Raw genomic sequence first — 24897 nt, 5'->3', positions numbered from 1 at the left:
CGCATTCGGCCCGCGACCGAGAAGTCGCGGGCCGAACAGCAGGAGAACCAGGCTCAGCCGAAGCGGCCCGTGATGTAGTCCTCGGTCTTCTTCTGGCTCGGGTTGCTGAAGATCTTCTGCGTCGAGTCGTGCTCGATGAGGCGGCCCGGGTCGCCGGTGCGCTCGATCGAGAAGAAGGCCGTGCGGTCGCTGACGCGGGCCGCCTGCTGCATGTTGTGCGTGACGATGATGATCGTGTAGCGGTCCTTCAGCTTGAACATCAGGTCCTCGATCGCCAACGTCGAGATCGGGTCCAACGCCGAGCACGGCTCGTCCATCAGCACCACCTGCGGCTCGACCGCGATCGTCCGCGCGATGCACAGCCGCTGCTGCTGACCACCCGACAGGCCCGCACCCGGCTTGCCCAACCGGTCCTTGACCTCGTCCCACAGGTTCGCCGACCGCAACGCCTTCTCCGCCGCGTCCTGCAACACCGACTTACGCCGCACACCGTTGAGCTTCAACCCCGCCACCACGTTGTCGAAGATCGACATCGTCGGGAACGGGTTCGGCCGCTGGAACACCATGCCGATCATCCGGCGTACCGCCGTGACGTCGACGTCCTTGTCGTAGATGTTCTCGTCGTCGACCGTCAACGAACCCTCGACCCGAGCACCCGGCAACACCTCGTGCATCCGGTTGATCGAACGCAGGAACGTCGACTTCCCACAACCCGACGGACCGATCAACGCGGTCACCGTCTTCGGCTCAACCCGCAGGTTGATGTTGTCGATCGCCTTGAACGAACCGTAGTAGGCGGTGACCCCGGTCGCCTCGACACGCTTGGCCATTTGTCAGTCCTTCGGGTTGCTAGCGCGGAATGCGGTTGCGGCGGGCGAGCAGCTTCGCCGCGATGGTGAGGATGAGGACCAGCGCCACCAGGGTGAGCGCCGCGGTCCAGGCACGCGCCGGTGCGAAGCGCGAGGCGTCGCCGGCCTGCTGGAAGACGAACAGCGATAGCGAGCCCTGCTGCGCGTCGAACGGGTTGAAGTTGATCGCGGCACTGCCGCCCGCGACCAGCAGCACGGGGGCGGTCTCGCCGGCGGCGCGGGCGATCGACAGCATGATGCCGGTGACGATGCCGGGCAGCGCCGTGGGGATGACGATCTTCAGGATGGTCTTCCACTTCGGCACGCCCAGGGCGTAGGAGCCTTCGCGCAACGGTGCCGGCACCAGGCGCAGCATCTCCTCCGTCGACCGGACGATCGTCGGCAACATCAGCACGCTCAGTGCCAACGCGGCCGCGAAGCCCGAGAACGCTGGAGCGCCGTCGTTGAACCACGGCGAGACGATCAGCACCCAGAACGCCAGCACGAACAGGCCGGCGACGATCGACGGGATGCCCGTCATGACGTCGACGAAGAACCGGATCAGGAAGGTGAACCGGCCGCGGCCGTATTCCACGATGTAGATCGCGCCGAGTACGCCCAGCGGGATGGTGATCAGGGCGGCGATGCCGACCTGCTCCAGCGTGCCGATGATCGCGTGGTACGCGCCACCGTTCGGGTCGCGGGCGCCGATGTTGTTCATCGACGAGCCGAAGAAGTCGCCGTCGAGGCGCTCCACGCCCTTGGAGATGAGCGTCCAGACGACCGAGATGAGCGGCAGCACCGCGAGCACGAACGCCGAGTGGATCAGTGCGCTCCAGGTGCGGTTGCGCGCCGAGCGCCGGCCCTCGACCGCGTTGACCGCGACGAAGATGCCGACCAGGTAGAGGATCAGCCCGATGACCAGCGCGAGAACCCAGCCGCCGATGCCGGTGCCGTAGGAGAGAGCGGCACCGAGACCGAGCGCGACGACCGCGACGCCGAGGAAGGCGACGGCCGGCAGCTTCTTGGTGTGCAGCTTGGGAGCCTGCCCCGGAGCGGGAAGCGTCGTAGACGTCATGCGGCGGACTCCGTGAACTCGCGACGCCGGTAGATGATCGCCCGGGCAATCATGTTGACGATGAGGGTGATCGTGAACAGCACGAGACCCGACGCGATGAGCGCGCCGCGGCCAAGCTCACCGGCCTCGCCGAAGCCGTTGGCGATGTTGGCGGCGATCGTGTTGCCGCCGTTCTTGATGATGTTCGGGCTGATCTCGTTGATGAAGCCGAGCGTCATCGCGAGCGCGATGGTCTCACCGAGCGCGCGGCCGAGGCCGAGCATCACGGAGGCGATCACGCCGGGCCGGCCGTAGGGCAGGACCGCGGTGCGGATCATCTCCCACTTGGTCGAGCCCAGGGCCAGCGCCGCCTCCTCGTTGGCGGTCGGCGTCTGCATGAACACCTCGCGGGAGAGCGAGGTGATGATCGGCAGCACCATGATGGCGAGCACCAGGCCGCCGAGCATCAGGGAGCGGCCGAACGGGCCGTCACCGCCGAAGAGCGGGATCCAGCTGAAGTATTTGTTGAGCCAGACCGAGAAGTCCCGGACCGGCTCGACGAAGACGATCAGACCCCACAGACCGAAGACCACACTGGGTACGGCCGCCAGCAGGTCGATCATGAAGCCCAGCGCCGTCGCGATCCGCTGGTGCGCGTAGTGCGACAGGTAGAGCGCGATGCCCAGGGCGACCGGAACCGCCACGACCAGGGCGATCACGGCGCTGATGACCGTGCCGTAGGCGAGCGCCGCGATGCCGAACCGCGGCGGGCTCTCGTTGGCGAACCAGTCGGTCTCGGTGAGGAAGTTGGCGTCGTCCGCGCGCAGCGCGGGCACGGCCTTCGCGATCAGGAAGACCGTGATCGCCACGATGATGACCAGGACCATCGTGCCGGCGGCCAGCGTGAGCCCGCGGAACATGGACTCGGCGCCGAACCCCTTGCGGCGCGGCAGTGCCCCGCCGCCGCCCAGCCCGCCACCGTTGGTACGGAAGTCCGGCGGCACCGGGGCGTTGCCACCCGGTTGCCCGTCGAGAACGCCGGTCGACGCGGTTGCGCCGACGGGCCGGGCGTGACTGGAAGTCACACCCGGCCCCCCGGTGCTGACGTCGGCCGAGCGGGAGTGCCTGTCGGCCATTCGCTCGCTCGTTTCGTCTTCGTTCGGTTCCTAGGACTTAGCTCAGGCGAGGTTCTTGATCGAGGCCTGGACCTTGGTCTGCACCTCGGTCGGCAGCGGCGCGTAGCCCAGCTCGGTCAGCGAGCCCTGGCCCTCGGCGCTGGCGGCGTAGTTCAGGAAGCCCTTGACCAGCGCGAGCTTGTCGGCCGGGGTGCCCTTGCTGCAGACGATCTCGTAGGTCACCAGGACGATCGGGTAGGCACCCGGGGTCTTGGTGGCGTAGTCGATCTTCATCTTGAGGTCGTCGCCGGTGCCGGTGACCTCGGCGCCCGCGATGGTCTTGCCGGCCGCGTCGGCCGTCAGCTCGGTGAACTCACCGGCGCCGTTCGCGATCTTGGCCTTGGACAGGCCGCCGTTCTCCGCGTACGACCACTCCATGTAGCCGATCGTGCCCTCGGCGCCCTTGACCGACGTCGCGACGCCGTCCGAGCCCTTGGAGCCGGTGCCGCCCGGGGCCTTCCACGCCTTGGCGTTGCCGAAGGTCCAGTTGGACGGGGAGACGGTGCTCAGGTACTTGGTGAAGTTGTCGGTCGTGCCCGACTCGTCCGACCGGTGAACGGTCTGGATGTTGGTCGACGGGAGCGTCGCGCTCGGGTTGTCGGCCTTGATCGCGGCGTCGTCCCACTTCTTGATGCTGCCGTTGAAGATCTTCGCCAGGGTGTCGGGCTTGAGCTGCAGGCCGTCGACGCCGGGCAGGTTGTAGGCGACCGCGACCGGGCCGATCACCATGGGGAGGTGGATCGCCGGGCCGGAGCCACACCGGGCGTCGGCCTGCGGCTGCTCTTCTTCCTTGAGCGCCGAGTCCGAACCCGCGAAGTCAGCCGTCTTGGCGATGAACGACTGGATGCCGGCACCCGAGCCGTTGGGCTCGTAGTTGATGGTCGTGCCGGTGCAGAGCTGCTGGTAGGCCTTGCGCCACTCGTCGACGGCGTTCTTCTGCGCGGACGAGCCAAACGCGTTGAGCGTGCCCGTCGCGCAGTCGGCCGCTGCGGAGGAAGCGCCGCCGGACGCACCAGGCGTGGTCGGCGCCTCGTTGTCCGAGCCACACGCGCTGAGCGCGAGCGCCGCCGTCAGAGCAAGGCAGGCGATGGTGCCGTGCCGCTGGAGCTTCACCTGAGGGATATCCCTTCGAAACGAGGTTTCTCGGTTGGGCCCGGAAGCGTGCTGCCCCCGGTGCTACCAGCGAAGTTAGGAGGGGTAGGTAGCCGACTCCCCGGGCCCGAGTGAACGTGGGGTGAACAGCTCCGGCCGCGCGGGTGGCTACCTGCTGAGCCATGGATGTCGATTCCGTTAACCGGCCACAGACGACGGCGTATGCGCGCGAGCGCCTGAGCGATGGCTCGATGTCCCTGGTCCGCACAGACTCACAGGTATGACTGACGTGCTGACCGTCCGTGGCGGTTCTCTCGCGCTGGCGGTGCTGGCCACCGGGCTGGCCGCCGGCCTCTTCTACACGTTCGGCGTGGCGGTGATGCGCGGCCTCGCGGCCACCGACGACCGTACCTTCGTCGTCGCCATGCGCGAGATCAACATCAAGATCCTGAACGGCCTCTTCGCGTTCTCGTTCGGCGGCGCCATGCTCTTCACCCTGGTCGCGCTCGGCCTGAACACCGGTGAACGGACAGTGTGGTGGATCGTCGTCGCAGCCGTCCTCTACGCGATCCAGCTCGGCATCACGTTCGGCGTCAACGTGCCGCTCAACAACGCGCTGGTGGCCGACGGCGACCCGGAGAGGATGACCGACCCGCACGCGGTACGGGCGGCGTTCGAGGCGAAGTGGGTGCGCTGGAACCACGTGCGCACGTGGCTGTGCCTCGCGGCGTTCGTCAGCCTGATCGGCGCACTGGCCGAGTACGGCCGCTCACTCTGAGCGGCGGTAGCTCACGTCCGTCGACCACACGGCGAAGCCGAGCCCGGTGTAGAGCCGGAACGCGGCGGTGTTGGACTCGTCGACGTAGAGCATCGCCTGGTCCAGCCCGGCCCCGCGCAGGTGGCGCAGCCCGGCGATGGTCAGAGCGCCGCCCAGCTTGCGACCTTGCGCGTCGGGGTCGACGCCGACCACGTACACCTCGCCGATCGGGTCGTGCTGGTGTGCGCCCTGCCCGTGCACCTTGGTCCAGTGGAACCCGAGCAGCGCCCCGGTGTCGGAGTCGACCGCCAGCAGGAAGCCGGCCGGGTCGAACCACGGCTCCGCCATCCGGATGCGCAGGTCGTCGATGGTCCACCGGCCCTGGTCGGGGTGGTGGGCGAAGGCGCGGGCGTTGACCCGCACCCAGTCCTCCTCGTCGCGGCCCGGCTCGAAGGCGCGGAGGTTGACCCCCGCCGGCAGCTCCCGCTCGGGCAACGGCGCGAACAGCGAGCGGCGCATCTGGAACAGCACGCGGGCCCGGGTGAAGCCGAGCTCGACGGCCAGCGCTCCGGCCGACGGGTGGTCGCCGTGTGCCCAGAGCCGCAGCGACCGCGACCCGGCGGCGTTCGCGGCGTCGATGGCCGCGTTGACCAGCTCCCGTCCGAGGCCGTGCCGGCGGCGCAGCGGGTGCACGACGAGCTCGGCGGCGGCACCCTCGACCTCGTCGGTGGTGTCGACGTGCGCGTAGCCCACGAGCGACCCGTCCGGATCACGGACCAGCAGGTGTACGGCCGCCTGCTCGCCGCCGTGCCGGATGTGCAGCACCACGTGCTCGGAGAACGGGTAGGCGCCGTCGGTGTCGCCGGCTCGCGAGGCCAGGTCGAGCACCGCGGCGACCTCCGAGGTGTCGAGGCGGTCGAGCCGGATCACAGTCACGTGATCACGGTAGCGGTCACTTCTGTCCGGCGTGGATGGGCAGTTCGATGCCGTGGCGCTTCGGCTCGTCGATGCCCGGTGGCAGCGCCGCCAGCGCGAACCGCTTCTCCAGATCCGGCAGCAGCGTCTTGAGCGCGGTGACGGTGCCTTCCCGCTCGCCGCCCGCGTCGTGCATGAGCACGATCGAGCCGATGGCCGTGCCCGTGGCGACGGTCTGCTCGATGCTCTTCGCACCCGGCTTCGTCCAGTCCTGCGGGTCGACCGTCCAGTGCAGCGACGACATCCCCAGCTCCTTGGCGACGTCGACCGCCGCCTGGGTCCAGGCACCGCCCGGATGCCGGAAGTACGAGATCTTGGCGTCCGGCACCGCCTGGTGGATCGCGTCGTTGGTGCGCTGCATGTCGGCCCGGATCACCGCCTTGCTCTTGGTGCCGAGCGTGACGTCGTGGTTCCAGGTGTGGTTGCAGAGGGTATGGCCCCGATCCACGATTTCCCGCACCAGCGCCGGGAACTGGACGACCATCTCCCCGACCAGACAGAACGTGGCCTTGACCTGGTACTCGTCGAGCAGCGCGAGCACCTCGGGCGTGTACTTCGGATCGGGGCCGTCGTCGAAGGTCAGCGCCACCTGGAGCGTGCCCGTGGTCATCCGGCTGCCGAACGGCCCGGCCTTGTCGGGCATCAGCGGGGGCTTGCCAGGGCCGACCACGACCCGCTGGTCGAACACGGCGGGCAGCGGCGGCAGGGCCGGCACTTCCTGGTGGACCGGTCCGGGACCACCCGGTGCGGCGGTGGACGGCGGTGGCGTGTCCGGCTTCGGCGGTGGCTTGGTGGCCGCGTTCTGCTTGGCCCGCTCACGGCCCGACGGTGATGCCGGCACACCGAGCCCGTCGTCCGCGGCGCCGCGGTGGCGCTCGCCTCGCGCGGCGCCGCTGTCGTAGCCGCCGGCCGCCGTCCTGCCCTGCTCGTGATCCTGCTGGGAAGAGTTCCCGATGAGGTACGAGCTGCTCATGATCGCCGAGACGATGACCGTGACGATCGCGATGGTCCTGGTGGTGGGTCCGATCTTCACAAAGTCAGCGTATGGATTTTTCGTGTTTTAGGTGCTCAAACCTGGACAAACGAGAAAGGCCGCCCCGAAGTTACGGGGCGGCCTCGGCGACTCTCGGATTCACACCGACAGGAGCTCGTTGTCGGGAAGGGAGCGCGTGGGTGGCACGACGAACTTGTAGCCCACCTGCCGCACGGTGCCGATCATCGACTCGTATTCGGAGCCGAGCTTGGCCCGCAACCGCCGCACGTGCACGTCGACCGTGCGGGTGCCGCCGAAGTAGTCGTAGCCCCAGACCTCGCGCAGCAGCTGGTCGCGGGTGAACACCCGGCCCGGGTGCTGGGCGAGGAACTTGAGCAGCTCGAACTCCTTGTAGGTCAGGTCGAGCGGGCGACCCTTGAGCTTGGCCGCGTAGGTGTCCGGGTCGATCGAGAGCTCGCCCGCCCGGATCAGCCCGTTGGCGGCGGCCGTGGCGTTGGTCATCCGGCCGACCGCCAGCCGCAGCCTGGCCTCGACCTCGGCGGGACCGGCGCTGGCCAGGATCACGTCGTCGACACCCCAGTCGGCGTTGAGCGCGATCAGCCCGGCCTCGGTGACCACCGCGATCAGCGGGACACCCAACCCGGTCGCGTGCAGCATCCGGCAGGTCGCCCTGGCCTCGGACAGCTCGGAGCGCGCGTCGACCATCACGGCATCGGGGCTGGGGCCATTGACCAGCGTGCGCACGTCGCGCGGCGCGGTGCGGACCGAGTGCGGGAGCAGATCGAGCGCGCCCAGCACGCTCGCCGGCTCACCGGCGCGGGCGGTCACCAGTAGCAGGATCTCCACGCGTCAGTCACCTCCGTCTTAACGCGGCACTGCGGCCGCGGCGGGGAACCCGGCTTCGCTGACGGGGTGGTGCCAGCCTCGCTCAGTCGTGTTACGCCTGCGTAAACGCCCTCGACGAGTCGAACCGAGCTTAACCGATGAGACGGCTGTAACCGTCCGGTGTCCGTCCGTTCATTCAGGCGTTCGGCCGATCCGACCCCGCGACGTGCGCGTGGTTGGAGCGGGTCTGGCACGATCGGACCGTGTTCCCCTCGACTTCCCCGGCGACCTCGGCCGACGCCGGCGCTCCCGACGACGATGATCTCGAAGAGATAGAGATCACGCCGGTCCGGCCCGCGCTGTCCGTGGCGATCGCGGTCTTCTCCGGGTTGGTCGGCATCGGCCTGATCTTCGGCGCCCAGTCGTCGAGCCCGGGCGCGCGGGTGCCGTTCGCCCTCATGCTGGCCGGCGTCCAGGTGCTCTTCGTGCTCGCCTGGTTGATGGCCACCCGCCCGCCGGCGCTGCTGGCGGTCGGCGGCGTCTGTCTGGTCGTGGCCGGTTGGAGCGACCTGCGGGCGGTCAACTCGCCGGAGCCCGGGCTGGGCACGCTCGGCCTGATCGGGCTGGTCGGGCTGGTGGTCGCGGTGGCCATCCAGGCCATCCGCCCCGACGACCGGCGGCGGATCAGCGAGTCACTGCGCTCGACCATGGTGCTGGTCCTCGGCGTGGTCGCGTTCGCCTCGCTGGTCATGCTGAGCCGGATCCCGCTCGGCACCCAGGTGATTCTGGTGTGCGTCACGGCGAGCGCGGTCGCGCTGATGGTGGCCCGGATCGCCGACGCGGTCTATCCGAAGCCGAGGCTGGCACCCCAGGTGCCCCGCGGCGCCAGCGGTGTGATCTTCGGTGCGATGGCCGGCACCCTGCTCAGCGCCGTCATCGGGTCGTTCCTGTTCACCTTCAGCCCGAGCAGCGCCGCGGTGGTCGGTTTGGTGGCCGCGGTCTTCGCCGTGCTCGCCGACCTCGCGGCCGACTACTCCGAGGCCGGGCGGCAGATGGCCGGCGACCGGCCGACGCTGTGGGTGGCCCGGCACATGCAGGGGCCGCTGGGCGGCTTCGCCCTGGCCGCGCCGGCGGCGTACGCCATGACGGTGTTGTTCCTGACCTGAGCCAGCGTTCCTGACTTGACCCGCGTGGGTAAGGAGGAAACCAACAACGAGGAGGAACGGTGACGACCACCTACTACGCGGAGGAAACCCGCCCACGCCGTCGCCGCGGGCGGCGCGTGTTGATCACGTTGCTCGTGATGCTGATCGTGATCGCCGGGATCCTGGTCGTGGGTGACCGGGTGGCCGCCAACTTCGCCGAGAAGAAGATCGCCGAGCAGGTCAGCAACGAAGTGGCCGCGCAGAACGTGCAGTCGGCGCCCCCGGAGGTGTCGGTCGGCGGCTTCCCGTTCCTGACCCAGGTGCTGAAGGGCAACTACGAGGAGATCTCGATCGTCATGCGCGACGTGAAGGGCGACGTCGACGGCAACGCGGTCAACCTGCCTCGGCTGGACGTGGTGGCGCGCGACGTGGCCGCCTCGCTGGACACCCTGCGCAGCGGGCAGGGCGACGTGATCGCCAAGACCGTCGACGGCACCGGGACCATCACGTACGAGAGCGTCACCGCCCTGATCGACCAGCCCGGGCTCAAGCTCTCCGAGCGCGAGGGCAAGCTGCTCGCCAGTGCCCCGGTCGAGGTCCTCGGCCAGCGGTTCACCGTCAACGGCGCCGCCGAGCTGTCGGTCCAGGGCCGCCAGATCAAGATCAACCTCAAGGACGCCACCGCGGACGGACTGCCGGCCGTGCCGCTCGCGCAGCAGGTCGTCGCCAACTTCATCCAGCGGATCTCGATCAACGTGGATGTTCCCGCGCTGCCCTTCAACATGGAGCTCAAGAAGGTCGAGCCCACCACGGACGGGCTGGCCGTGACCGCCACGGCCAAGGACGTGCCGCTGAACGGGTGACCCGAGTCACCCGGCCGTCACTCCCGGATGGTGGTCAGCCCGGTGACCTCGGAGTGCACTGCTGGTAGCCTTCATCCCCATGGGGACGTTCCTCACCAAACGGCGCGCGGTCGACCTGTGCCGCGTGGCCACCTGCCTGTGTCGCCCCGTCATCTGACGGCGGCGCGCTGAGGTCTGCTCTTTCCCTTTCCCGCCCGGCAGTGCCGCCGTCGCTCAACCCGTGATCCCTAATCCTGGGTCACGCGCGTGAGCGGCGATATCCAGATTCCCCGCGCGCGTTGACTCACCACCACCTCCGTCCACACACAGGAGTGAACTGATGAGTCGCGACACCGCACTCGTTTCGGCCGACTGGGCCGAGAAGAACCTCGGCGCCGCCGGCGTGGTCTTCGTCGAGGTCGATGAGGACACCAACGCCTACGACGGTGGCCACCTGCCCGGCGCCATCAAGCTGGACTGGAAGAACGACCTCCAGGACCCGGTCCGCCGGGACTTCGTCAACAAGGAGCAGTTCGAGGCCCTGCTCTCCGCGCGTGGCATCGGCAACGACGACACCGTGGTCCTCTACGGCGGCAACAACAACTGGTTCGCGGCGTACGCGTACTGGTACTTCAAGCTCTACGGCCACGGCGACGTCAAGCTGCTCGACGGTGGCCGCAAGAAGTGGGAGCTCGACGCCCGGCCACTGGTCAAGGACCTGCCGACGCGTGAGCAGACCACCTACTCGGCGCAGGAGCCGGACACCACGATCCGGGCCTTCCGCGACGAGGTCGTCAAGGCGATCGGCACGCAGAACCTGGTCGACGTGCGCTCGCCCGACGAGTACGCGGGTCGGCTGCTCGCTCCGGCGCACCTCCCGCAGGAGCAGGCGCAGCGTGGTGGCCACATCCCGACCGCCGTGTCGGTGCCGTGGTCCAAGGCCGCCAACGAGGACGGCACCTTCAAGACCGACGACGAGCTCCGGGCCATCTACTCGGCCGCCGGTCTCGACGACGGCAAGGACACGATCGCCTACTGCCGGATCGGCGAGCGCTCCTCGCACACCTGGTTCGTGCTCAAGGAGCTGCTCGGGCACTCCAACGTGAAGAACTACGACGGTTCCTGGACCGAGTACGGCTCCCTCGTCGGCGTGCCCGTCGCGCTCGGCGACGAGCCGGGGAAGGCGTGACCACGATGACGACCGTTCCTGTCGACGCCAGTTGCGCGGCGCCCGACCAGTCGGCGCCGTTGCCGGCCAGCGTCGACCTCGAGAAGGAAACCGTGATCACCGGCATCGTGACGGCGGCCGACGGTTCCGCGGTCGGCGGCGCGTACGTCCGGCTGCTCGACGCGACCGGTGAGTTCGCCGCCGAGGTGGTCACCTCGCCGGCCGGCCAGTTCCGGTTCTTCGCCGCACCGGGCACGTGGACGCTGCGCGCCCTGTCCCGGCACGGCAACGGCGACACCACGGTCACCGCCGCTCGCGGTGTGACCGAGACCGGCGTCCAGGTCGGCTGACCTTTCGCTTGTTCGACGGCGCCCCGGCCATCGGCCGGGGCGCCGTCGTGTCACCATGGCCCGGTGACACGACGGCGGCTCTGGGTGGTCGGCGGCCTGGCCGCCTGGGCTCTGGTGCTCGGCGTGCTCGCCGTGGTGTCCCACCGCACCGACGAGCCGACCGTGCGCGAGCAGCGCGACGTGGCCGCGGCGATGCGGATCGTCAGCGAGGCGCTGGGCAACAGCGTCGCCCAGGCCGGGCCTGACGCCGTTCCGGTGATCACGCCGATCACGGTGGACAAGGGCTGCCGCATCACGCCGTTCCGCGACGGCGCGACCGCGACCGGCGTCGTCCGCTTCTTCACCAAGGACGCCGCCGGCCTGCTCGGCCGGCTCGGCACCGGCTATCCCGCGGCCTACGAGGCGGAGGTGAGCGCCGACGGCAAGGCGCTGCGGGCCGACGCCGGCGAGTTCGTGGCCCTGCGCGGCAAGGTCATCTCCGCGGGCGAGGTGCAGGTGACGGTGACGACCGGCTGCCGGCCGACGGACGTCGACCTCGTCTCGCTGCTGCCGGAACGCCCGGAGGACGCCCTGCCGGGTGAGGTCCTGTCCGTCCTCGGCGCCACGTCGGTCGAGGCACCGACCGTCGCGTTCGGTCGCTGCCCGTCCGGCGAGCCCGCGACGACGGCGTCGGCGGTCGGCCACGGGGTGAAGGTCGATCCGGCCACCGCGCGGGAGCACGACAAGGGTGTCGCGGTCGTCGACACCGCCGAGGTCTACGCCTATCGCCGGGGTGCACGCGAAGCGGTCGCCGTGCTTCCGGCGTCGGACGACGACGCCCGGGTCTACGTGACCAAACTCTGTTGACGCGTTCCGTACAGTGTACGGGTGCTGACTGACCACATCGAGATCATCGGAGCCCGCGAAAACAACCTCAAGGACGTCACCGTCCAGATCCCGAAGGGCCGGATCACCGTGTTCACCGGTGTCTCCGGCTCGGGCAAGTCGTCACTGGTGTTCGACACCGTCGCCGCCGAGGCCCAGCGGCAGCTCAACGAGACCTTCACCGCGTTCGCCCGCAACTTCCTGCCGAGCTACGGCCATCCCGACGTCGACTCGATCGCCAACCTGTCCGCCGCGATCATCGTCGACCAGAAGCGGCTCGGCGGCAGCTCGCGCTCGACGGTCGGCACCATCACCGACATCAACCCGCTGGTCCGGCTGCTCTTCAGCCGGGTCGGCCAGCCGCGGATCGGGTCATCGACAGCGTTCTCGTTCAACGACCCCCAGGGCATGTGCCCCGAGTGCGAGGGGCTCGGCCGGGTCACCACGGTCGACCTCGACAAGCTGCTCGACCCGTCGAAGTCCCTCAACGAGGGCGCGATCCTGCACCCCGACTTCGCGGTCGGCGGTTGGTACCTGAGCACGTACCTGATGTCGGGTTGGTTCGACGCGGACAAGCCGTTGAGCGACTACACCGACCAGGAACGGGAGGTGTTCCTGCACGGCACCGGCAAGGTTCCGGTCGAATGGCAGGGCGGCAAGATCAACACGACGTACGAAGGCCTGGTCGACAAGTTCACCCGGCTCTACGTCAAGAAGGACATCGGCGCGATGTCCGACCGCAACCGCGAGAGCCTCCTCCGCTTCGTCACCACGGGCACGTGCCCGCTCTGCAAGGGCGCGCGGCTGACGCAGGCGGCGTTGTCGGTCGAGGTCGCGGGCTACCACATCACCGACCTGCTGGCGATGGAGGCGACGTCGCTGCTGGCGACCCTCGGCGAGCTGGCCGGAACGGTGCACGGCGCCGGCGCCCAGGTGGTCGAGAGCCTCACCGACCGCGTGCGGAACCTCGTGACCATCGGGCTCGGCTACATCCGGCTCGACCGCGAGACGACCAGCCTCTCCGGCGGCGAGTCGCAACGGATCAAGATGGTCCGGCACCTGAGCAGCAGCCTGACCGACATGATGTACGTCTTCGACGAGCCCAGCATCGGCCTGCACGCGCACGACGTGCAGCGGCTCAACGAGCTGCTGGTCAAGCTGCGCGACAAGGGCAACACCGTGCTGGTCGTCGAGCACGACCGGGACGTGATCGCGGTGGCCGACCACGTCATCGACCTGGGTCCCAAGGCCGGCACGCACGGCGGCGAGGTGGTCTTCGCGGGCAGCTTCGCCGAGCTCGCGTCGGCGCCGACGCTGACCGGCCGGTTCATCCGGCACGCGCTGCCGCTCAAGACGTCGGCCCGCACTCCCACGGGAGCGTTGACCATCCGCGGTGCGACGCTCAACAACCTGCGCAACGTCACGGTCGACATCCCGACCGGCGTGCTGACGGTGGTCACCGGCGTCGCCGGGTCAGGCAAGAGCACGCTGGTCAACGAGGTCTTCCTCGGCCAGTTCCCGGACGCGGTCAACATCGACCAGTCGGCGGTCGGCGCCTCGATCCGGTCGAACCCGGCCACGTACACCGGCCTGATGGACGACATCCGGCGGCTGTTCGCCAAGGCCAACGGGGTCAACGCGGGGCTGTTCAGCTTCAACTCCAAGGGCGCCTGCGCCAACTGCCAGGGCCTCGGGGTCATCTACACGGACCTCGGGTTCATGGAGGGCTTCAAGTCACCGTGCGAGGTCTGCCACGGGCGCCGGTTCTCGCAGGAGGTGCTCGACTACCACCTGCGCGGCAAATCGATCGCCGACGTGCTGGAGCTGACGGCGGCCGAGGCGGCGGAGTTCTTCACCGAGAAGAAGCTGCGCACCATCCTGTCCGCGGTCAACGACGTGGGGCTCGACTACCTGCGGCTCGGCCAGCCGCTCAGCACGCTGTCGGGCGGCGAGTGCCAGCGCATCAAGCTCGCGACGGAACTGCACAAGACCGGCACGGTGTACGTGATGGACGAGCCGACCACGGGCCTCCACATGTCCGACATCCAGCATCTGCTGGGAATCATCGACCGGCTGGTCAACCAGGGCAACTCCGTGGTCGTGATCGAGCACAACCTCGACGTCATCAAGAACGCGGACTGGATCGTCGACCTCGGGCCGGAAGGCGGCACCAAGGGCGGCGAGGTGCTGTTCACCGGCACACCCGCCGACCTCCTCGAGGCCGACACCCACACGGCCGCGGCGGTGCGGCGCGACCTGGAGGCGTTCAGCCGTACCTGAAGCGTGGGCCGCCGTCCGCGGCGAGGTCGATCGTCGGCATCATCGCGGCGGCCGGCTCGCGGCGGGCGGCGGCCGCGAACACCGCCGGGATGTCGGGGCAGTCGGCGACCTGCTGGAGCGTCATGACGGTCGGCGGCAGCATCGCCACCTCGCGGCGCCGCGCCTGGGCCACCGCCTCGGCCGGGCGGATCCACATGGTGTGGTCGGCCTCGCCGGAGACGTCGCGGGTGACCTGGCCGCCGGGCAGCGCCGCGACGAAGAAGTAGGCGTCGAACCGGCGCGGCTCGAACTCCGGCGTGATCCAGCGGCTCCACGGTGCCAGCAGGTCGGCCCGCAGCGTCAGGTCGCGCGTCTTGAGGAAGTCGGCGAAGCCGAGGTCGCGGCCGACCAGCGCGTGCCGGGCGGCCTCCCAGTCGTCGCCGCTGACGTCGCCGACCACGCTGTCTTCGGTGGGGCCGGCGAGCAGCACGCCCGCCTCCTCGAAGACCTCGCGGGCCGCCGCGCAGACGATCGCCTGGGCACGCTCGGGGTCGGTGGCCAGCCGGGCGGCCAGGTCGGTCGGGTCGATGCCGAGGTCGGCCTGGGAGTCGCTGGGGTCGACGCCGCCGCCGGGGAACGCGTACATGCCGCCGAAGGCCATCGCGGCGACCCGGCGGATCAGGTAGACCTCGAACCCGCCGTCCTGGGCGGGCCGCAGCAGGAGCACGGTCGCCGCCAGCCTCGGCGTCGCCGGTGTCCTGCCTTCGGCCACGAACCGCCGCGCGTGGTCGGCGATCTGGGGTGGCACTGCGAACTCCTCGACCACCGGCCGAGCCTATCGGCCGCGAGGTGGGCTAGCGTGCGGGCCATGACGAGATGGGGAATCCTCGCGACCGGCGGGATCGCCGCCAAGTTCGCGGGCGACCTGCGCTACGCGCCCGGCGCTTCGCTGGTTGCCGTCGGGTCGCGGTCGATCGAGTCGGCCAAGTCGTTCGCCGCGCGGTTCGACGCTCCCCGGGCGTACGGGTCGTGGGCCGAGCTGGCAGCCGACCCCGAGGTCGACGCGATCTACGTCGCGACCCCGCACTCGGCCCACTTCGAGGCGGCCATGGTCTGCCTGCGGGCTGGGAAGCCGGTGCTCTGCGAGAAGCCGGTCACCCTCGACCGCGCCAGCGCCGCCGAGCTCGTCGACACGGCGCGGGCAGCCGGCGTGTTCTTCATGGAAGCCATGTGGACCCGGGTCAACCCGACCGTACGCGCGGTCCTGGACCTCATCGCCGACGGCGTGATCGGCGAGGTCACCACCCTGTCGGCCGACTTCGGCGTCTACGGCCCGTTCCCGTCGTCACACCGGCTGCGCGCCCGGGAGCTGGGCGGCGGAGCGCTGCTGGACCTGGGCGTCTACCCGGTCACGATGGCCCACCTCGTGCTCGGCGCCCCGGACCACATCCGGTCGTGGGCCAAGATCGGACCGGAAGGCACCGACGAGAACACCGCTATCGTCTTCGGCTACGACTCGGGCGCGGTGGCCACGCTGACCTGCGGCCTGCTCGGCACGACCAGCACCCAGACGACGATCACTGGCACTCTCGGGCGGATCGACCTGCCGTCCTTCTTCCACGCGACGAGCTACACGCTGCACCGGCCGGGCGCGGAGCCGGAGACGGTGACCCGGGCCCAGGACGGAGCGGGCTACCAGTTCGAGGCGATGGAGGTGCAGCGCTGCCTGGAGGCGGGCCTGATCGAGAGCCCGCTGATCCCGCACGACACGACGCTCGAGGTCATGGGCCTGCTGGACGAGATCCGCGCCCAGATCGGGGTCACGTACTAGCTCAAACCGGCCCGAGCGGCCACTCCCCCGGCCAAGATGAGGAGAAAGCTTCGCTTCTTGGGGGGCCACCATGCAGGCGCTTGTCGGCACGTTGACGGAGAACGAGCAGCTCCTGGTCCACGAGACGACGGCGGACCAGCTTGCCCCGCTCGACGAGGACGAGCTGGTGGAGCTGCACACCAGGGTGCGCCGGGCCCGCGACAAGTACGTGAAGAACTACCGCCGCGCCTCGGCCGTCCGGGTCAAGGACACCCGCGGCCGGGGCAAGGCCTACCCGCGGGGCAGCCGCGACCGCAACAAGGCCGAGGTCTTCGAGGAGGCCCTGGCCCGGGTCAGCCGCCGCCTGGCGACGGCCGCCCGGGCCGCAGCGCGCGCCTTCAAGGCGGAGCGGATCGCCGAGGCCCGCGCGGCCCAGTTCACCCCGCCGCCCGTCCCGGCGTCCTCACGTGGCCGCCGCGACCCACGCGAGGACCAGGTCGCCGACCGGAGCCGCCGCACCCCCGACCGCATCAGGCGCCACGCCACCACCAGATCAGCCACGAAAGCAGTCCAGGTCCGCAAGGACTCCCGCTAGACCGTTGCCAACCGCGGACCGAGGCACCGCAACAGCCCGGAAGGGTCCGGACCACCGCCAGCGCGGAGCCTGGCAACCGCGAGGTGCCTCGCGCCAAGAGCGGGTCCGGACCACCGCGGGCCCGCGTGTGCCAACCGCGGACCTGGCAGCGGAGCGCAGCGGAGCGCTCCCTCGCGGGAGGAACGGTCCGGACCACTGCGGACCCGAGTCATGATCCGGCTCTTGAACAGGACCTTCTCTTAGAACATCGGCCTGACCGCGTAGTAGGTGAGGGCGGCCATGGCGCCGGCGGCGGGGAAGGTCAGGATCCAGGCGCCGACGATGTTGCCGGCCACGCCCCAGCGGACCGCGGAGAGCTTCTTGGTCGCGCCCACGCCCATGATCGCCGAGGTGATCGTGTGGGTGGTCGAGATCGGGGCGCCCAGGACCAGGGCGTTGAAGTAGAGCACGCCGCTCGCGACCGTTTCCGCCGCGAAGCCCTCCGGTGGGCCGAGGTGGATGATGCGGCGGCCCAGGGTGCGGATGATTCGCCAACCGCCCGCGTACGTGCCGAGCGCGAGCACCGACGCCGACGTCCAGAACGCCCATTCCGGGATCGTTCCGGGGTCGCTCTGGTGGCCGCCGACGTACAACGCGAGCACGATGATGCCGATCGTCTTGGCTGCGTCCTGCATGCCGTGGCCGACCGACATCGCGGCCGCCGACGCGGTCTGCGCCCAGCGGAACCCGCGGTTGAGCTTGCTCGGCTGGCCGTTCCGGAAGAAGAACCTGATCAACCGCATCACGATGTAGCCGAGTGCGAAGCCGACCAGCGGCGAGAGCACCATCGGCAGCACGACGCTGTCGATGACCTTGGCCCACAGCACCGTGCCGGACGCGGCGAGGGTGGCGCCGACCAGGCCGCCGATCAGGGCGTGGGACGAGGACGAGGGCAGGCCGAAGTACCAGGTGATCAGGTTCCAGACGATCGCGCCGGCCACGCCGGCGAAGACCACGCCCAGGCTGCCGGAGCCGGTGGGCAGGTTGACCAGCCCGCTGCCGACGGTTTTGGCGACCTTCTCACCGAAGTGGGCGCCGATGAAGTTGCCGATGGCGGCCATCAGCAGGGCCACGCCCGGGGTCAGGGCCCGGGTCGAGACGCTGGTGGCGATCGCGTTGGCCGCGTCGTGGAAGCCGTTCGTGTAGTCGAAGGCCAGCGCGACGAGGATCACCGCGAGGACGGCGATAAGCGGAGCGTCCAACGGTTCAGGATTCCTTGACGGCGATCGTCTGGACCGTGTTGGCCACGTGCTCGAAGGAGTCGCACGCCGCTTCGAGCTCGTCGGCGACCTCCTTCATCTTGAGCACGGTGAGCGCGTCGTACTCGCCGGAGAAGAGCCTGACGAGCAGCATCCGGTACGCCCGGTCGCCCTCGTTCTCCAGTCGGTTGCACTCGATCCAGTAGTCCTCGAGGTCCTTCATCGACTTGAGCCGGGGCATCGCCTCGGCCGTCAGCTTGGCCTGCTGGTCCAGCACCTCGACCAGCTCGTGCATCTCCCGCGGCAGCGCCGGCAGCTTGGTGAGCCCGTAGAGGTAGAGCAGGCTGCCGACCGCTTCGAGGTGGTCCATCACGTCGTCGAGCAGCGAGCCCAGCCGGTAGATGTCCTCACGGTCGAACGGGGTGACGAACGTCGAGTTGATCTTCTGGTACAGCTCGTGCGTGATCTGGTCGCTGTCGTGCTCGACCTCGGTGAGTCGCTCGCTGACCGACTGCACGTCGACGCCGGGCAGCGCCAGTTCCTGCAGGAGCTCGGTGCCACGGACGTGGTTGTCCGCAGCTCTGCTGAAGAGCTCGTAAAAAGCGCCGTCGTTTGGACGGAAAGTGAACTTCACGGCACGGACCTCGTCGCGTCGAAGGGGGTATCCGGACGCGCCGCCGGGGAACGCGTTCAACGAATGCTAGGAAACCTCGGATCGCTTATTTCGCGGGGCTACCAGGGTCTATCCGACCGCAACCTCTGGTTCACCTGTTGTTCATCTAGGTCAACCGTCCGCTTCCAACCGACGCCGCTGCGCTGCCAAGTCGTAGTCCGGCTGGGGGTAGCTGAGGTCCAGTTCGGCGAACGTCTGGCGGAGCAGGTGGGACAGCGCCCAGTCCCGGTACCACTTGCGGTCGGCGGGCAGCACGTACCAGGGAGCGCTGTCGGAGTCGCAGCGGGCGAGGGCCTCGGCGTACGCGGCCTGGTAGTCGTCCCAGCGGGCTCGAGAGTCCAGGTCGTCGGGGTTGAACTTCCATTGCTTGGTCGGGTCGACCAGCCGCTGCAGCAACCGCTCCCGTTGCTCCTCGCGGGAGATGTGCAGCATCACCTTGACCACCGTCGTGCCGGCGTCGGTCAGCTTGCGCTCGAAATCGTTGATCTTCTTGTAGCGGGGCCGCCAGACCGACTCCGGCGCGAGCCCGTTGACCCGCACGACCAGCACGTCCTCGTAGTGCGAGCGGTTGAACACGCCGACGTAGCCAACCGGCGGCAGCGACTTGCGGATCCGCCAGAGGAAGTCGTGCTGCCGCTCGTCCGGGGTCGGCGGTCCGAACGCCTTGATGTGCAGGCCCAGTGGGTTCATCGCGCCGGCGACCCGCTTGACCGCACCGTCCTTGCCGCCGCAGTCCATCGCCTGGAGCACCAGCAGCACCGACCGGCCGAGCCGGGGCTCCACCGTCGCCTGTGCGAAGAGCATCTCCTGCTGGGCGGCGAGTTCCCCGCCGATCCGTTCGACCTCGGCCCGCGCCCACGCCCTCGGCTCCCGGCCGGTGACCTTGCGGCCCGGCAGTCCCGGGGTCGACTTCGGGTCGATCGCGCCGAGGTCGATCGGGACGTCAGGGCTCTCGGAACGCACGCGCAACAGGCTCCGCATATCGGGCATATCCGCTCACTCCACGTGCGTAGGCGACGGCCGGCGGCAATGCCGACGCTGGCAGAATGCCCACAAGGGGAGGCCGGCATGCAAGACCTTGCGCGCGAGTTCGAAGCCGAGCGTGACCATCTGACCTCGGTCGCCTATCGCATGTTGGGCAGCCGGGCCGAGGCCGAGGACGTGGTGCAGGAGACCTGGCTGCGCTGCTCAGGCGCCCTGACCGACCCGGCCGCCCGCGCGGAGATCCGTGACCTGCGGGGCTGGTTGACCACGACGACCGCCCGGATCTGCCTGGACGTGCTGCGGTCGGCCCGCGTGCGCCGCGAGGCGTACCCCGGTCAGTGGTTGCCGGAACCCGTGGTGACGCGGCTGGGTCCCGGCGACTTCGCCCCTGACCCGGCCGATCGTGCGGTGCTCGGCGAGGAGCTCGGCACCGCGCTGATGGTCGTGCTGGAGCGGCTCACCCCGGAGCAGCGGGTGGCGTTCGTGCTGCACGACGCGTTCGGTGTGCCCTTCGACGAGATCGCGGCCGCGATGGGCAGCACGGTGCCGGCCGCCCGCCAGCTCGCCTCCCGCGCCCGCCGCGCGGTCACCGACGGCGCGCCGCGCAACACGGCCTCCCGCGCGGAGCAGCGGCAGGTGGTCGAGGCGTTCCTCGACGCGACCCAGACCGGCGACATCGACCGGTTGATGGCCGTGCTGGCACCGGACGTAATCTTCGTCGGCGACTCCGGCGGCCACTTCCCGGCGGCCCGCCAGCCGATCGTCGGCGCCGAGCGGGTAGGCACCTTCGTGCTCGGCCTGCTGCGGATCCTGCCGAACGAGACGAGCGACCTGCGCTTCGAGCTCGTCGAGGTCGACGGCGGCATCGGCGTGCTGGCCGACGCGACCTACAAGGACGGGCGGCCGTTCCGGTCGGTGCTCTCGTTCGCGATCGACGACGGGCGCGTGACGGCGGCCTACAACCAGCTCAATCCGGAGAAGATCGCGCGGGTCCTGGCTTAGACGACCAGGGCGAGCCACTTGCGGTACGCGGTGGCGAACGGCTCGGTGCCGTCGCCCAGGGCCTGGAAGAGCAGCTTCGCGGCGGCTTCGGCGTTGGCGACCAGGTCGTCGGGGTAGCTGAAGCGGGCGCGGTGGTCGGCGAACTCGTCCTCGTCGCGCAGCTCGACCGAGCCGGTCGCCCGGCGGCGCACCACGTCGAGGTCGAGGTCGATCAGGTGCACGGTGTCGCCCCGCCAGCGGGCCGGCGTGGTGATGTCGCAGTAGACCTCGCTCGTGCGCGGCGGCGGGTTGAACATGCCGCTCCACCAGGCGTCATGCGGCACAAGCACCACAAAGGGAATCTTCTCCACGGAGGGCCGGCCGTGGTAGACGGACTCGGTGCCACGAGTCACGCCAAGCCAGACGCCCAGGTCGTCTTCGGCTAGGCGACGAGCGGGATAGTCCCTGTGGGCGGATCCGTCATATTTGCGGTAGACCACCCGGACGTTGTCGCTCGACACGTAAATACCCTAACCGATTCGTGGGTTACGCCTCTCGCGTCGGCGGGTTAACGGCACGTGGCGCGGGCGGGGATCGTCGGGGGGTACGGGTACCGTCGCACGGTGACCTCGTCAGCGCGCACCCGTCCGTCCGCCGGGGCACTTCTTGCCGCCGCGGTCGGAGCGGTTCCCGGCGGTGCGGCCCGCCCGGGCCAACAGCAGATGACGGCCGCGATCGCCGAGAGCCTGGCCGCCCGCGAGCACCTGCTCGTCCAGGCCGGCACGGGCACCGGCAAGTCGCTCGGCTACCTCGCGCCGGCGCTGACCGTCGACGGGCCGGTGGTCATCTCGACGGCGACCCTGGCGCTCCAGTCCCAGCTCGTCGACCACGACCTGCCCCGGCTCGCCGACGCCGTCGAGCCGGTGCTCGGCCGCCGACCGACCTTCGCCGTCCTCAAAGGACGCCACCACTACCTCTGCCTCGCCCGGCTGGAGAACTCGGCCGAGGAAGAGCCCGAAGACGCGCTGTTCGACGCACCCGCGCCCGCCGCGGCCGCTCCGGTCAAGTGGCTGGGCGAGGCCGGCAAGCTGGGCAAGCAGATCCTGCGCCTGCAGGAGTGGGCGATGGAGACCGCGACCGGCGACCGCGACGAGCTCGACCCGGGCGTCGACGACCAGGCGTGGAGGCAGGTCTCGATGCCGGCGCGCGAGTGCGTGGGCGCGCAGCGCTGTCCCTATGGCACCGAGTGCTTCGCCGAGGCGTCCCGCGCGCGGGCGCGCGAGGCCGATGTCGTCATCACCAACCACAGCCTGCTGGCCGTCGACATGCTCGCCGGCCGACACATCGTCCCGCCGCACAAGCTGCTGGTCATCGACGAGGCGCACGAGCTGGCCGACCGGGTCTCGTCGGCGTCCCAGGAAGAGCTGACCCCCGAGCTGGTCGACCGGGCCGCCCGCCGGTCCCGGCCGCTGATCCAGCCGGAGCTGGCCGAGACGCTGCTCGAGGCCGGCGACGCGCTGGCGGTCGGGCTCGCCGAGGCGCCGGCCGGCCGCATCGTCGACGGGCTGCCCGACCCGCTGCGCGAGGCCTGCACGCTGCTCGACGCGGCCACCCGGCGCGCCCTCGAGAAGATCGGCGACATCAAGGCCGACGACCCCGACCCGGTCCGCAAGCAGCAGGCCAAGGCCGTGATCGGCGACATCTCCAAGACCGCACAGCGGCTGCTCGAGGAGAACGACCACGACGTGGCCTGGGTCGAGAAGCCCGACCGCCCGGGAGCGGGTCGCCGGGCGCTGGTGGTGGCGCCACTGTCGGTGGCCGGCACGCTGGCGACCCACCTCTACGACGAGCGCACGGTGGTGGCCACCTCGGCGACGCTGGCACTCGGCGGCCGCTTCGACACGGTGGCCCGGGCGCTCGGTCTGCCCGGGCAGGTGCCGGCGCCCCGCACGCCGGCCGCCGCGGCCGCCGCCACGAAGACCGCGGCCCGCTCGCCCAACCTGTCCACCGCGGCGGGCGAGGTCGCCGAGATCGGCGGGCCGGGGTGGCGCTCGCTCGATGTCGGTTCGCCGTTCGAATACGCCAAGCAGGGCATCCTCTACGTGGCGGCCCACCTGCCCCGGCCGGCGGCGTCGGGCCTGCCCGCGCAGGCCGGCGAGGAGCTGATCACCCTGGTCGAGTCGCTCGGGGGCCGCACGCTGGGACTGTTCTCGTCGCGCCGGGCGGCGCAGCAGGCCGCCGAGCTCGTTCGCGCCCGCACCGACCTGCCGGTGCTGCTCCAGGGCGACGAGGCGCTGCCGCTGCTGGTCCGCCGGTTCCGTGAAGACAAGGCGAGCTGCCTGTTCGGCGTGATGTCGCTCTGGCAGGGCGTCGACGTGCCCGGCGACGCGTGCCAGCTCGTGGTCATCGACCGGCTGCCGTTCCCCCGCCCCGACGAGCCGTTGGCCGCGGCCCGCGCGGCGGCGGTCGACGCCAGTGGCGGCTCCGGCTTCGCGGCGGTCAGCGTGCCGATCGCCGCGATCCGCCTGGCCCAGGGAGCGGGCCGCCTGATCCGCTCCCACGGCGACAAGGGAGTGGTAGCGGTCCTCGACTCCCGCCTGGAAACAGCCCGAGGCTACGGCGCCTTCCTCCGCAATTCGCTCCCGCCGTTCTGGTACACGACCAGACAGGATGTAGCCGTGGGCGCTTTGAAGCGCCTCGCCGCAACGAACTGAACAGCCGCGACCCGCCGCCCGGGCCCGGACCTCCTGGCCTGCGTCGTAGGACGCGACGACGCGCGACGTCGCGGTCGGCGCGTGAACGCGCCTCGCGGCAAGCATCAGAACTGAGCGCGACCCCACGCGGAGGTGGCAGCGGAGCGAAGCGGAGCGTTCTCTGGCGGGAGCGACGGTCGCGCCCCAGGCGGACCTGAGTCATCCGCTCTTCGTCTTAGCCCTTCGTGCTGACGACTTCGATGCCTGGCGGGATACTCGGCGGTCTGCGTTTGTTGAGGCGGCGGACTGCGGCGTTGAGGACCGCGACCAGCGGCACCGCGATCAGTGCCCCCACGATCCCGGCGATCACCACACCCGACGCGATGCTGACGATCACTGCCAGCGGGTGGATGGCCACGGCGCGGCCCATGATCAGCGGTTGCAGCACGTGGCCTTCGAGTTGCTGCACCCCGATCACCGCGCCCAGGATGATCAACGCCACGATCGGGCCTTGTGCGACCAGGGCCACCAGCACCGCTACCGCGCCCGAAAGGGTGGCGCCGACGATCGGGATGAAGGCGCCGAGGAACACCAGGGCCGCCAGGGCGAACGAGAACGGGATCCGGCAGATCACCAGGGCGATGCCGATGCCGACCGCGTCGATGAACGCCACCAGCACCGTCGCCCGCACGTAGTTGCCCAGGGCCGACCACGACGCCTGGCCCGCGTCGTCGACCCGCCAGCGGGCGCCGAGCGGGAACAGCCGCACGATGAACCGCCAGATCTTGCGGCCGTCGCGCAGGAAGAAGAACGTCGAGAAGAGCACCAGCAACGCGCCCGTCGCTAGCTCGGCCACCGTCGCCGCCGTCGCGATCGCTCCACTGGTGAAGCGCGACGAGTTGTCGGTGATCCACGACTGGGCCTCGTCGATGTAGCGGGTGATCTGCGCGTCGCTCAGGTGCAGCGGGCCGGTCTGCAGCCAGTTCTGGATCTGCCGGACGCCCTTGGCGGCGTCGGCACCCAGCTGCGGCGCACCGGAGACGAACTCGTTGACCACCAGCGTCAGCGTGCCGGCCACCGCGGCCAGGCCACAGATCATCACCACGACCACGGCCAGGGTGCGATGCAGCCGCGCCCGCAGCAGCCAGCCGACGGCCGGCGACAGGAACGCGGTCAGCAGCAGCGCGATGGCCAGCGGGATGACCACGAAGCGCAGGATCCCGATGACCCGGACCAGGCCGTAGACCGCGATCGCCAGCAACAGCAACCGCCAGGACCAGGCGGCCGAGATGCGCAGGCTGTACGGCACGTCGGCGTCGTCGCGGCTCGTCGTCGAGGGATGCGGGACGGCGGCCGCCGGGGGTGGCGGTGGCTCGGCCTCGGGCACGACCGGCTGGAAGTGGTCACCGCCGCCGCTGGTCAGCTCCCGGGTCCGGGCAGCCCGCACCGATTCGCGGCCGAGCTGGTAAGCGCGCGCGACGCTCGCCCTGACCTGCTGGAACCGACCCAAGACTCCCCCTGACTCGTGAATCGCCCTCCCACCGTAGCGGGAACGCGAGCCCGTCTTTGGCC

The 24897-nt window shown here is 70.1% G+C and carries 25 protein-coding genes; 12 read left to right on the top strand and 13 right to left on the bottom strand.

Going from position 1 to position 24897, the window contains the following annotated elements:
* Positions 1 to 53 precede the first annotated feature (53 nt).
* From pstB to pstS, 4 genes are read right to left on the bottom strand one after another with little or no spacing between them, the layout of a single operon-like run.
* On the bottom strand, positions 54 to 830 hold the full coding sequence (gene pstB / locus AB0J88_RS01470) for a phosphate ABC transporter ATP-binding protein PstB (protein WP_204082774.1): 777 nt from the start codon (positions 828 to 830) through the stop codon (positions 54 to 56).
* A 19-nt stretch (positions 831 to 849) separates the two neighbouring features.
* Complete coding sequence (gene pstA / locus AB0J88_RS01465) at positions 850 to 1926, bottom strand: phosphate ABC transporter permease PstA (protein ID WP_364362178.1); 1077 nt, start codon at positions 1924 to 1926, stop codon at positions 850 to 852.
* Positions 1923 to 3041: a phosphate ABC transporter permease subunit PstC gene (gene pstC / locus AB0J88_RS01460; RefSeq protein ID WP_364362177.1), complete on the bottom strand. Its 1119-nt coding sequence runs from the start codon at positions 3039 to 3041 to the stop codon at positions 1923 to 1925. Before pstC ends, pstA begins: the two co-directional genes overlap by 4 nt.
* A gap of 42 nt (positions 3042 to 3083) precedes the next feature.
* Complete coding sequence (gene pstS, locus AB0J88_RS01455; RefSeq protein WP_364362176.1) at positions 3084 to 4193, bottom strand: phosphate ABC transporter substrate-binding protein PstS; 1110 nt, start codon at positions 4191 to 4193, stop codon at positions 3084 to 3086.
* A 259-nt stretch (positions 4194 to 4452) separates the two neighbouring features.
* Between pstS and AB0J88_RS01450 the strand changes: the two genes are divergently transcribed.
* Positions 4453 to 4950, top strand: coding sequence for an anthrone oxygenase family protein (locus tag AB0J88_RS01450; protein WP_364362175.1), 498 nt, complete (start codon positions 4453 to 4455; stop codon positions 4948 to 4950).
* On the opposite strand, the gene mshD is transcribed toward AB0J88_RS01450, so the two are convergent.
* The 3 genes from mshD to AB0J88_RS01435 form a co-directional block, all read right to left on the bottom strand.
* The gene (gene mshD / locus AB0J88_RS01445) at positions 4942 to 5865 is read right to left on the bottom strand and encodes a mycothiol synthase (protein WP_364362174.1); all 924 of its coding nucleotides are present in this window, start codon (positions 5863 to 5865) and stop codon (positions 4942 to 4944) included. The two genes, AB0J88_RS01450 and mshD, sit on opposite strands and share 9 nt — an antisense overlap.
* 16 nt (positions 5866 to 5881) lie before the next feature.
* Positions 5882 to 6937, bottom strand: coding sequence for a polysaccharide deacetylase family protein (locus tag AB0J88_RS01440; protein WP_364362173.1), 1056 nt, complete (start codon positions 6935 to 6937; stop codon positions 5882 to 5884).
* A gap of 99 nt (positions 6938 to 7036) precedes the next feature.
* Positions 7037 to 7744 carry a response regulator transcription factor gene (locus AB0J88_RS01435; RefSeq protein WP_364362172.1) on the bottom strand — a complete coding sequence of 236 codons (708 nt, stop codon included), beginning with the start codon at positions 7742 to 7744 and terminating at the stop codon, positions 7037 to 7039.
* 242 nt (positions 7745 to 7986) lie between these two features.
* On the opposite strand from AB0J88_RS01435, the gene AB0J88_RS01430 reads away from it, so the two are divergent.
* From AB0J88_RS01430 to AB0J88_RS01400, 7 genes are all read left to right on the top strand, one after another.
* On the top strand, positions 7987 to 8889 hold the full coding sequence (locus AB0J88_RS01430) for a hypothetical protein (protein ID WP_364362171.1): 903 nt from the start codon (positions 7987 to 7989) through the stop codon (positions 8887 to 8889).
* Between the two features lie 137 nt (positions 8890 to 9026).
* On the top strand, positions 9027 to 9731 hold the full coding sequence (locus AB0J88_RS01425; protein ID WP_364362181.1) for a DUF2993 domain-containing protein: 705 nt from the start codon (positions 9027 to 9029) through the stop codon (positions 9729 to 9731).
* Between the two features lie 79 nt (positions 9732 to 9810).
* On the top strand, positions 9811 to 9888 hold the full coding sequence (locus AB0J88_RS01420) for an Ms5788A family Cys-rich leader peptide (RefSeq protein ID WP_331716730.1): 78 nt from the start codon (positions 9811 to 9813) through the stop codon (positions 9886 to 9888).
* Positions 9889 to 10050: 162 nt separating this feature from the next.
* Positions 10051 to 10899: a sulfurtransferase gene (locus tag AB0J88_RS01415; RefSeq protein ID WP_364362170.1), complete on the top strand. Its 849-nt coding sequence runs from the start codon at positions 10051 to 10053 to the stop codon at positions 10897 to 10899.
* 5 nt (positions 10900 to 10904) lie between these two features.
* A complete protein-coding gene (locus tag AB0J88_RS01410; protein WP_364362169.1) occupies positions 10905 to 11228 on the top strand; it encodes a DUF1416 domain-containing protein in 324 nt (107 codons plus the stop codon).
* A gap of 63 nt (positions 11229 to 11291) precedes the next feature.
* Positions 11292 to 12074 (top strand): hypothetical protein, encoded by a 783-nt coding sequence (locus tag AB0J88_RS01405; RefSeq protein ID WP_364362165.1) that lies wholly within the window; start codon positions 11292 to 11294, stop codon positions 12072 to 12074.
* Between the two features lie 21 nt (positions 12075 to 12095).
* On the top strand, positions 12096 to 14372 hold the full coding sequence (locus AB0J88_RS01400) for an excinuclease ABC subunit UvrA (RefSeq protein ID WP_364362164.1): 2277 nt from the start codon (positions 12096 to 12098) through the stop codon (positions 14370 to 14372).
* Here the strand turns inward: AB0J88_RS01400 and AB0J88_RS01395 are convergent.
* Positions 14359 to 15177 (bottom strand): NUDIX hydrolase, encoded by an 819-nt coding sequence (locus AB0J88_RS01395; RefSeq protein WP_364362163.1) that lies wholly within the window; start codon positions 15175 to 15177, stop codon positions 14359 to 14361. The genes AB0J88_RS01400 and AB0J88_RS01395 overlap by 14 nt on opposite strands.
* 42 nt (positions 15178 to 15219) lie before the next feature.
* Here AB0J88_RS01395 and AB0J88_RS01390 point away from each other — a divergent pair, with 42 nt between their 5' ends.
* Both AB0J88_RS01390 and AB0J88_RS01385 read left to right on the top strand, forming a co-directional pair.
* On the top strand, positions 15220 to 16182 hold the full coding sequence (locus AB0J88_RS01390) for a Gfo/Idh/MocA family oxidoreductase (RefSeq protein ID WP_364362162.1): 963 nt from the start codon (positions 15220 to 15222) through the stop codon (positions 16180 to 16182).
* A gap of 70 nt (positions 16183 to 16252) precedes the next feature.
* A complete protein-coding gene (locus tag AB0J88_RS01385; RefSeq protein ID WP_364362161.1) occupies positions 16253 to 16756 on the top strand; it encodes a hypothetical protein in 504 nt (167 codons plus the stop codon).
* Between the two features lie 239 nt (positions 16757 to 16995).
* Here the strand turns inward: AB0J88_RS01385 and AB0J88_RS01380 are convergent, their stop codons facing one another.
* The 3 genes from AB0J88_RS01380 to AB0J88_RS01370 all read right to left on the bottom strand — a co-directional run bounded on the left by AB0J88_RS01380 (position 16996) and on the right by AB0J88_RS01370 (position 19648).
* Positions 16996 to 17997 carry an inorganic phosphate transporter gene (locus tag AB0J88_RS01380; protein WP_364362160.1) on the bottom strand — a complete coding sequence of 334 codons (1002 nt, stop codon included), beginning with the start codon at positions 17995 to 17997 and terminating at the stop codon, positions 16996 to 16998.
* A 4-nt stretch (positions 17998 to 18001) separates the two neighbouring features.
* Positions 18002 to 18628: a DUF47 family protein gene (locus AB0J88_RS01375; RefSeq protein WP_364362159.1), complete on the bottom strand. Its 627-nt coding sequence runs from the start codon at positions 18626 to 18628 to the stop codon at positions 18002 to 18004.
* A 150-nt stretch (positions 18629 to 18778) separates the two neighbouring features.
* The gene (locus tag AB0J88_RS01370; protein ID WP_364362168.1) at positions 18779 to 19648 is read right to left on the bottom strand and encodes a PPK2 family polyphosphate kinase; all 870 of its coding nucleotides are present in this window, start codon (positions 19646 to 19648) and stop codon (positions 18779 to 18781) included.
* Between the two features lie 87 nt (positions 19649 to 19735).
* Between AB0J88_RS01370 and sigJ the strand changes: the two genes are divergently transcribed.
* Complete coding sequence (sigJ, locus tag AB0J88_RS01365) at positions 19736 to 20653, top strand: RNA polymerase sigma factor SigJ (RefSeq protein WP_364362158.1); 918 nt, start codon at positions 19736 to 19738, stop codon at positions 20651 to 20653.
* On the opposite strand, the gene AB0J88_RS01360 is transcribed toward sigJ, so the two are convergent.
* Complete coding sequence (locus AB0J88_RS01360) at positions 20650 to 21153, bottom strand: DUF402 domain-containing protein (protein ID WP_364362157.1); 504 nt, start codon at positions 21151 to 21153, stop codon at positions 20650 to 20652. The genes sigJ and AB0J88_RS01360 overlap by 4 nt on opposite strands.
* Before the next feature lie 201 nt (positions 21154 to 21354).
* Here AB0J88_RS01360 and AB0J88_RS01355 point away from each other — a divergent pair, with 201 nt between their 5' ends.
* On the top strand, positions 21355 to 23346 hold the full coding sequence (locus tag AB0J88_RS01355) for an ATP-dependent DNA helicase (protein WP_364362167.1): 1992 nt from the start codon (positions 21355 to 21357) through the stop codon (positions 23344 to 23346).
* 214 nt (positions 23347 to 23560) lie between these two features.
* On the opposite strand, the gene AB0J88_RS01350 is transcribed toward AB0J88_RS01355, so the two are convergent.
* Entirely contained in the window at positions 23561 to 24835 is a 1275-nt protein-coding gene (locus AB0J88_RS01350; protein WP_364362156.1) for an AI-2E family transporter, read from the bottom strand.
* Positions 24836 to 24897: the final 62 nt, after the last annotated feature.

The organism is Asanoa sp. NPDC049475 (assembly GCF_040676915.1).
Taxonomy (GTDB): domain Bacteria; phylum Actinomycetota; class Actinomycetes; order Mycobacteriales; family Micromonosporaceae; genus Asanoa.
The sequence above is the reverse complement of the archived record's forward strand: the minus strand, read 5'-3'. Positions and strand labels throughout refer to the sequence as shown.